Origin of the sequence: Ruegeria arenilitoris (assembly GCF_013030985.1) — a bacterium.
GTDB classification, from domain to species: domain Bacteria; phylum Pseudomonadota; class Alphaproteobacteria; order Rhodobacterales; family Rhodobacteraceae; genus Ruegeria; species Ruegeria arenilitoris_B.
This window is the reverse complement of record NZ_WPYP01000021.1, coordinates 1-7,734: the sequence shown is the minus strand read 5'-3', so window position 1 is coordinate 7,734 and position 7,734 is coordinate 1. Positions and strand designations below refer to the sequence as shown.

Genomic DNA, 7,734 nt, shown 5'->3' with positions numbered 1-7,734 from the left:
GCTCGTCAGGCTCATAACCTGAAGGTCGTAGGTTCAAATCCTACTCCCGCAACCACTTGGGTCGAACAAAGTACCGAACAAGCCGCCGCAAGGCGGCTTTGTTCATTCTGGGTCAACCCAATCATCGCTGCCAGCGCACCCTCCAGTTCGATCTGCACGCCATCCCGTTCATGTTGGATCGTAACACGTTCGACCAAGCCCCGGATAATCTCCAAGGCCCCTGTACGGATTGACGGATCCGATAGAGCTTGCGCCAGATTTGCGACCTTGGAGCGATAGAGTTCGGGCAGATTTGGGTGCAGTCGCACCGGTGAAGGCGTAGGTTCGGAGAGCTTCGACTCAAGATCGGCAATCTGCGCTTCGAGCTCTTCAAGCCTCGCTTGAAGTCCGGGGGTGCGAATGCCCTCAGCGATTGCGTCATAAAACCCATTCAGTTTGCGCTCAGCTTTGTCCCGCTCGGATTGCAGACGGGTCCGGGCTACCCCCGCTGTGCCTTCTTCTGCCTTGGCGGCTTCGTTGAAGGACTTGATAAAAGCGGTCACTGCGTCGGGCTGCATCAGACGCTGACGAAGCAAATCTAGAACGGCGTCTTCCAGGACATTGCGGCGAATGGATTGCTTATGGGAACAAGTACCGAGTTTGCGAGCGGCAGAGCAGGCGAGGTAGTCGCGCCCGACAGTGGCGAGTGGCCCTCCGCAGGTGCCGCAGAATGCAAGACCTGTAAGAAGGTGCTTCTTGCGACGCTTCTCCCAAAACTTGGTTTCCTTGATGGCTTTGACGCGGGGATCAGCCTCGATCTCGCCCTGCCGCTGCTTGACCGCCTCCCAAAGTTCATCCTCGACGATCCGCAGTTCAGGGACCTCCGCGATGATCCATTTGGACGGATCGTTGAGACGGGAAACACGTCTGCCGGTCTCCGGGTCCTTGATGTAGTGCAGCCGGTTCCAAACCAGGCGGCCGATATATAGCTCATTGTTGAGAAGACCCGTCCCACGCACTCGGTGCCCTCGAATGGCGGTGTCACGCCATAACTTGCCACGGGGACCGGGGACACCCTCGGTGTTCAGGCGGCGCGCAATGGCTTTCGGGGAGTGCCCTTCGATGAAGTCATGTAATACCCGCCGGATAATCTCAGCTTCCGCTGTGTTGATCATTCGTTCTCCCGTGACGGGTTGGCCGTCGGGTCCAAGACGCCGGACGACGTCATAGCCGTAGCTGTTTCCGCCGCCGGAACGGCCAAGCTCGACCCGTCCGCGAAGACCACGCCGGGTTTTGTCGGCCAGGTCTTTGAGGAACAGTTGGTTCATGGTGCCCTTGAGACCTACGTGCAATTCGCTGATCTCGCCCTCAGCCAGTGTCACGATGCCAACCCCTGCAAAGCTTAGCCGTTTGAAGATCGCGGCGATGTCTGCCTGGTCTCGGCTCAACCGGTCCAGCGCTTCCGCCAAAATCAGATCAACCTGTCCTTCCTGTGTTGCATGGAACAGCGCTTGCAGACCGGGGCGTAACATGGAGGCGCCGGAGACCGCACGATCAGAATAGGCGTCTACAACAGTCCAACCTTCCCGCTCAGCACGTTCCCGGCACAGTCGCATTTGGTCATCGATTGATGCGTCTCTCTGCATCTGGCTGGAGAAGCGGGCATAGATTGCAACTCGGGTCATCGTCTGGCCTTTCTCTTTAGGTCGATCAAATTGGCGTAGTCGCGGCCCGCTTCAATTGTCTGGGCGTGGATGTAGTGGCGCTCAGCCGTTCCGAAGCTCGCATGAGCCAATATTGGTCGGATCAGCTTCGCATGTTCCGGAGAGGAGCGCGCCAATGTCGTTGCGGCGGCATCCCGGAAGAAATGCGGTGGGATGCGGCGACCCGTCAGCTTCAGGGTCTGCTCCGCGATCCGGGGGCTCAGCGCATCTTGCTTTAATGGTGCGCCTGTCCTGCCGACCCACAAGACATCGTGTTGTTGTTGGCCACGCTCCATAAAAAGGGGACGGGCTTCGTTGACATAACGACGCAAGAGCGGCTCAACGCTCTGGGGAACATCAGCCTCCCATGGCTGCCCTGATTTGGTCAGATCCCCCGGGAGCGCGACGGTCATGGTGTCTGCTGTTACATGCAAGGATATGCCAATCCGAAGGCCCGCAAAGGCGCGTCGCCGCATCGGCATCAAAGCCAGCATTGCAATCATGGTGCCATCCCGCAGGCATATCATACGGCGCAGCGGTGTTGGCTCCGCTTCTGCATGACCCGTCGCTAGAGACATTCCCGCCTTGAATAGAACCTCGCTGGACAACAAGCGCCCAAGTTTGCGGTCCTGATCACCCCGTCCTGCGGTGCGCTTCAATCCCGCTTTCAATTTCCGCTGAGTGGACCAGTCCTGTGTCGGGTCAGCCGCGGAGAGGATACGCAACACGCCGTCAATGAACATCAACTGGGTCATTGGCCGGGTGTGTGAGAGGTCCCGAAGCCAAGCGGACATGCGCGGCAGAGTCGCGCGTCGAGCCGGAGGCTGTGTGATCGCCTTCGCATCGCTTGTAATCAGCCATTGCAGCCATCGGGCATAGCGCAACTCCAAAGTCTTCAGCGAGGTCGCGCGTAGATGAGAGAGCGCGCCGCAATCGTCAAGCGGTCCACCTCCCGCCTGAAGGTTGAGCCACATTTCCCGGTCTTGCGCGGGCCATTCGTCGAGCGGCAGAACAAGGCTCATCAGCGACGCGCTTTCTTGGCGTCTATCAGGTCAGCAAAGGCGCGTGTTGCCGACCGTGCCTCAAGACCGGAATACATGTTGATGGTGTGGCTGACCTCCGAATGCCCGAGCAACCGGCGCGCAACCTCGTAGCCGCCGGGATTGGCGTCGAGCCAGTTCATCACCGCGAAATGCCTAAACAGGTGGGCATTCATCTCCAACCCCGTTTCCTTCCGGATCCGTTTAGAGACGCGCGCAGACAGAACGCCAGGATCAACCGAATGCTGACCATCCCTCCGGGGAAACAGCCAAGGCGTTCCCGCGGGGCAGAGTTCCGGACAGCGAGATTTGAGATGTACGTCGATCATGCGCAATACATCACGCGGGATCTCGAACTCGACAGGTCGCTCATTTTTTGTCTCGCCGTCTTCCAGAACCAGGTAGGCTCGGCCATCACCGGGACGGTGCAGGTGGCGTTCCAGGTGGACGTCAGCCAGGTTCTTCACGCGAACTGGGCAGACCAGCAAGATGGCGATGGCGAGCGCATCTTCGCGTGCCAGAGCCCAGCCATACGGCTTGGAAGTGCCGCGTGGTCGCGCGAATATCCGTTCAGGCAGAAGCAGCAGGCGCTGCTGATGCCGGTCCTCCTGCAACACCCGCAGTCGGCTTCGGTTTTTTTGGGTCATGCCATTCTGAGGTTTGACGGCTAGGCGCGCGGCAAGCCCCGACAGCGCGTCCCGAGTGTCATCGGGTGCATTGAGTATCCGGGCGAAGTTGCGGAGCAGCGCGGCGATCTCGCTGATCATCTTTGTGGTCTGGTTGTTGGTGCGCGATAACATCTGGCGCAAACCCCGTTCAGCCATCGTCGGATTGATCAGGACGTCCAATCCGCCAATGTGGCAAATTGGGATACCAGAATGAACCAGTTCGGAGGCAAACCGAACCAACTGTCTTTTGTATTGGGACAGGGTTGCGGATCGGAGTGCTCTGTTCTGACCGTTATCTGCCAGCGGGTCCGGATTGGACAGACGATGCATCAGCTCTGCAAGAGCAGTTTGGAATGGCGCTGGAAACGCGGTCACCGGAAAAGTGATGACCTTCTGACGCGATTCCAGAGGTAGGATGGCCTTGGGCCATTGTGAAATACGTCGGACCGCCAGGTTCCAGCCGTTGACAGCGGCACGATATGCAACCTCAGGAGATTTGCTGATCTCGTTATGCTCAAGCGCTACTCGATAGGCCTGAGCATGCTCTTTACACACATTGGCAGGTTTGACGCCTTGCCGGTTCAGATAATGCACGAAGCGGCAGAGTGCGGGTTGCAATGTCTTGCCACCGGACGCAAGTACATCCGTCCAGAGCGTGTGCCAATCGGGAGACAGATCATCGATCCGGTTGTATCGCCGTTCCACCAGCCCGAAATGCGCGAGCGCCGCCCGGGCATCACTGACCGCATTTTGCCAGCTCTTTGGAGTCAGACCAAGCGCAGCCGGTGCAACTTTGGTCAAACGGGGCTGCAACCAGCGGCTATCGCAAGGCACATCCTCAGGAGGCAATCCAAGAGCTTTGGATGTACGGCTCAGGCCGGATATCATATCTCGGCGGCGTCCGTCTGTCAGAGAGCTATCGGAGCGCAGTTTGTCGATGAGCTCGGCAAACATCGGTGTGTCGGCTTTGACAAAGGCTAATGCTAATGGAACGGGGCTCTGGCTAGTCATCGGGTGTACGTTCCTTTGGACGTGTCAGGTCTCGGGTGGACAGGTGAGGACAGGAGGTCCGATTCGGGAAAAGCGTAGCACAAAAAGTTAGAAACTTACGGGGATGCCCTCTTCCCGAAATGCACATAACACATTGACATTAATGGACATTAATAGTCGCAAGCGCCTACCAGCACTGTGCCTGCCGGTAGGCGGCATGAGCTGCCGGATCAATACGGATGAGGCGTCCGCCAGGGCCCACCCGAATAACCTCAAGCAGGCCAGCCGCAATCGCACGGCGCACCGTCTTCTCCGAGCAATTGTCCAGTTCAGCGACGTCTTTCACTGTCAGAAGCTTGCGGGTTTGTTTATTCTTCGCTTTGATATTTGGCATTCTGAGGTGCCTCCTTTTGGTCAGAGGCGTCCCGGTCCAGTTCCCGTACTGCCTGGGCAGCCAGCAATCGGACCAACTGGTCAATCGCTGTCTCAACCTGCTGGAGCGCGTGGTCGTCAGAAGGGGGTATGGCGGGAACGCGTGTCATGCCATGACCATGACAACGCAGGCTTGCTCATTCTAAGTGTATTGATTGCCCGATTCCGGTGGGGCCCAACGCTCCTTCTCTTCGCGCTCAAGCTTGTCGCGAAAATCGTCAATATCCACGCGGATCGTCTCACCGCTCAGGATTTGCCCCGGCTCGGTGATCATCTTCACGACAGCCTGGATAAAGTTGACGAGCGGACCTTGCCGTTGTCCTCCGGGGCGACCGTCTGAGTATGTCGTATAGGTTAGGGGGCGACCGGCATCTTTCCAGATGTAACAGCAGCTCTCGACAATGTACTGACGGCGTTTGTCGCGCGAGAACCGCTTGTCGCGTGGCGACATCTCCGCAACCGCGCCGGGGGTCAAAAGGATGTGCCGAATGTCATCTATGACATCCTGAGTAAGTGTCGTTGCGGTCTCAAGCTTGTTGAGGATTTGGGGAAGAAGGTCTGCATCTTTTGGCGTCGCTGCGAAATAAGTCGAAAGCGAGCCCAATGCGTTACTGAGTTCTTGGAGGCCAATGGAACTCTGTTTGGCTTTCCGCAAAAGTTGCTTGAGGTGCTTTTGACCTCGTTCAATCGCTTGCGAGCGTCGGACCTCAGTCAGGTTGATTGCGATGTCGTCGTCGTTGTTGAGGCAGTTCCCAAGAAGCACAGAGAGTTCGCGTACGAGCTTAGTTGGCAGGTCAAACCGTTCAGCCAAGCTCTCAATCATGTCATCAGAGAGAGCACCGCGTTCGCCATAACTGCCGAGCTTCCATGACATCGAGCATTTGATCCCATCCATGTGCGGGTAGACCGAATAGTCTCCTTCATCATCTTCAACGTCGCCTTGATCGTTCAGGCCACCGTCCAAGTCAGCGCTCATTTTATTCTCCGCTTTGTACACTCTGCATTCGAGCCACACGTCCAAAAGCCAATGTTCATCACAGCAACTCTGCTTGCCGAAAAATCGGGCTGGATGACACAAGGCGATCCATTCAAACGTTGCACACAAACAAAAGAACGCAAAGGGAACAATTTGGTTAGGTTCTGTGTCTAGCCGCTGACCCGAACCGCCTGCGCTATTGGTGGGCTGCGGCGCTTCGGGTCAGCTAGGGTTTGTACAATTTGCGACCGCGAGAAACACAAAGATCTCCCAAAAAAGCAGATCAATACACTTAGTCAGCAAGAACGAAAAATCTGACGTTCCGGGCCGGGACGGGTCTCCTCGTCTCCGTTGCGCCCGGTTTATGCTTGCTGCTTTCCCTCGCAAACGATCAAATAAAGCGGTGACCACGGTGCGTTCACGACCGGCCTCCAATAGTGAACTATGGTTCGGGGACTACCCCATCCCGCACCGACGCGGCTCCTTCTGGCCCGGTGCAGAAACGCGACTACGGAACCCACCGGCCGACGGGCGTCTTCAGACACTCGTCGGACCGGGGACCGCCGAGACCGTGCGCGGTCAAAGCGGGGCAGGTGAGAAGCCTGCGGGGAAGCGGCTGGCCTCCGACAAAAGGCATCGCGCGGATACGAACCTGAAAACGAAGGGCCTTCTCCCGCATGACGGGGGGAAGGAGCGGGGGCCGGATATGGTATCACGAAATGTATGATTGAGGGTTCTTCAGTTTCAGCGGATAAACAATCGTCCCCTTTGTCCACGTTGCTGCAATACGCCCCTTCGCACAGGGAGAATTTGACATTGCTTGTCACTGATGGCGCTAGGCGGTGCTTCACTTTCCTAAACTGTCAATCGGCATGAAACAGCCGTTTGTTTTGCGCAGTCAAAAGCGCGAGTCTGAATACTAACGTTTTGGCGGATTACGTCGCGTACTACAAGCGATCAGATCACCACGATTATTTACTCCGCAGTCATCAGTTCTCGCCAGTCCCTAGTCATCGAGCTAAGGCCATTGTGTTCGAAAAGAAGACGGGAATGTGGCCAAATTAACGGAGGAACTTACTTACAAATTGGCATTCACAATCAACAAACATCAGATTTCGTCGCTGCCTATAGCATCCGCAAACGGATCTGTGAAAAGGCCATTTCCAAGCCGACGAGTCTTTCATGTTGCTCTAAAGAGATGTAAGGAGCGTCAGTGCGCGATATGCGTGCAATTGCCGATTTGGGTTTAAGGCTGATTATGACGCAATCCCCTTTTCACAATGTATCGTTAAACACGGGTCGTCACTCAGCGTTGGACACGTCTGACGAGGACACGATCGACCTGAGCACTTTGGTGGCCACTTTGTGGCGTGGCAAGTGGATCATTGGTCTGACAACCACCCTGGCCGTTCTGGTCGGCGCGTTCTACGCCTTTGTCGCTGCCGTACCGATCTACAAATCCACCGCCGTGGTCATGTTGGAGACGGAGCAGGCCAGCGTGATCGACCTGCAAAGCGTCGTGGGCGGCCTGGCCGGCGACACCGCCGAGGTCAATTCCGAACTTGAAGTGCTGCGGTCCCGCGGCCTGATGGGCAAGGTTGTCGATAGGCTGGACCTCGTCTCGGACCCGGAGTTCAACGAAGACCTCGTTCCCGCCTCGGCGCTGGAAGGGATCAAGCAGTTCATCCAGTCCATGCTTGGTGCCAACCCCGATGAAGAGCAGGTTTCCGACGAGTTGGCCAAACAACTGACCCGGGACGATGTGATCACCGAACTGCTTAAGAACGTATCGGTTCGCAACGTACCGCAAAGCCTGGTGTTCGAGGTGACAGCCGAAACGGAATCGGCGCGCAAATCGGCCCTGATCGCGGACACGATCGTCGAACTTTACGTCCTGAACCAGATCGAAGTGAAATTCGACGCCACCGAACAGGCGACCGCATGGC

At 56.9% G+C, this 7,734-nt stretch carries 6 protein-coding genes; 1 reads left to right on the top strand and 5 read right to left on the bottom strand.

Annotated elements, in window-relative coordinates; genetic code table 11:
• Nucleotides 1-11: 11 nt before the first annotated feature.
• The 5 genes from GOX88_RS23065 to GOX88_RS23045 all read right to left on the bottom strand — a co-directional run bounded on the left by GOX88_RS23065 (nucleotide 12) and on the right by GOX88_RS23045 (nucleotide 5,788).
• Complete coding sequence (locus tag GOX88_RS23065) at nucleotides 12-1,664, bottom strand: recombinase family protein (RefSeq protein ID WP_170407749.1); 1,653 nt, start codon at nucleotides 1,662-1,664, stop codon at nucleotides 12-14.
• Nucleotides 1,661-2,704, bottom strand: coding sequence for a tyrosine-type recombinase/integrase (locus tag GOX88_RS23060; RefSeq protein WP_170407747.1), 1,044 nt, complete (start codon nucleotides 2,702-2,704; stop codon nucleotides 1,661-1,663). The genes GOX88_RS23065 and GOX88_RS23060 overlap by 4 nt, the downstream gene beginning before the upstream one ends.
• Nucleotides 2,704-4,401 carry a site-specific integrase gene (locus tag GOX88_RS23055; RefSeq protein ID WP_170407744.1) on the bottom strand — a complete coding sequence of 566 codons (1,698 nt, stop codon included), beginning with the start codon at nucleotides 4,399-4,401 and terminating at the stop codon, nucleotides 2,704-2,706. The genes GOX88_RS23060 and GOX88_RS23055 overlap by 1 nt, the downstream gene beginning before the upstream one ends.
• Before the next feature lie 166 nt (nucleotides 4,402-4,567).
• Complete coding sequence (locus tag GOX88_RS23050; RefSeq protein ID WP_170407740.1) at nucleotides 4,568-4,774, bottom strand: helix-turn-helix domain-containing protein; 207 nt, start codon at nucleotides 4,772-4,774, stop codon at nucleotides 4,568-4,570.
• 180 nt (nucleotides 4,775-4,954) lie between these two features.
• Nucleotides 4,955-5,788, bottom strand: coding sequence for a hypothetical protein (locus GOX88_RS23045; RefSeq protein WP_170407737.1), 834 nt, complete (start codon nucleotides 5,786-5,788; stop codon nucleotides 4,955-4,957).
• A gap of 1,312 nt (nucleotides 5,789-7,100) precedes the next feature.
• On the opposite strand from GOX88_RS23045, the gene GOX88_RS23040 reads away from it, so the two are divergent.
• Nucleotides 7,101-7,734 (top strand): Wzz/FepE/Etk N-terminal domain-containing protein (locus GOX88_RS23040; RefSeq protein WP_254443418.1); only part of this gene is annotated, 634 nt, incomplete at its 3' end.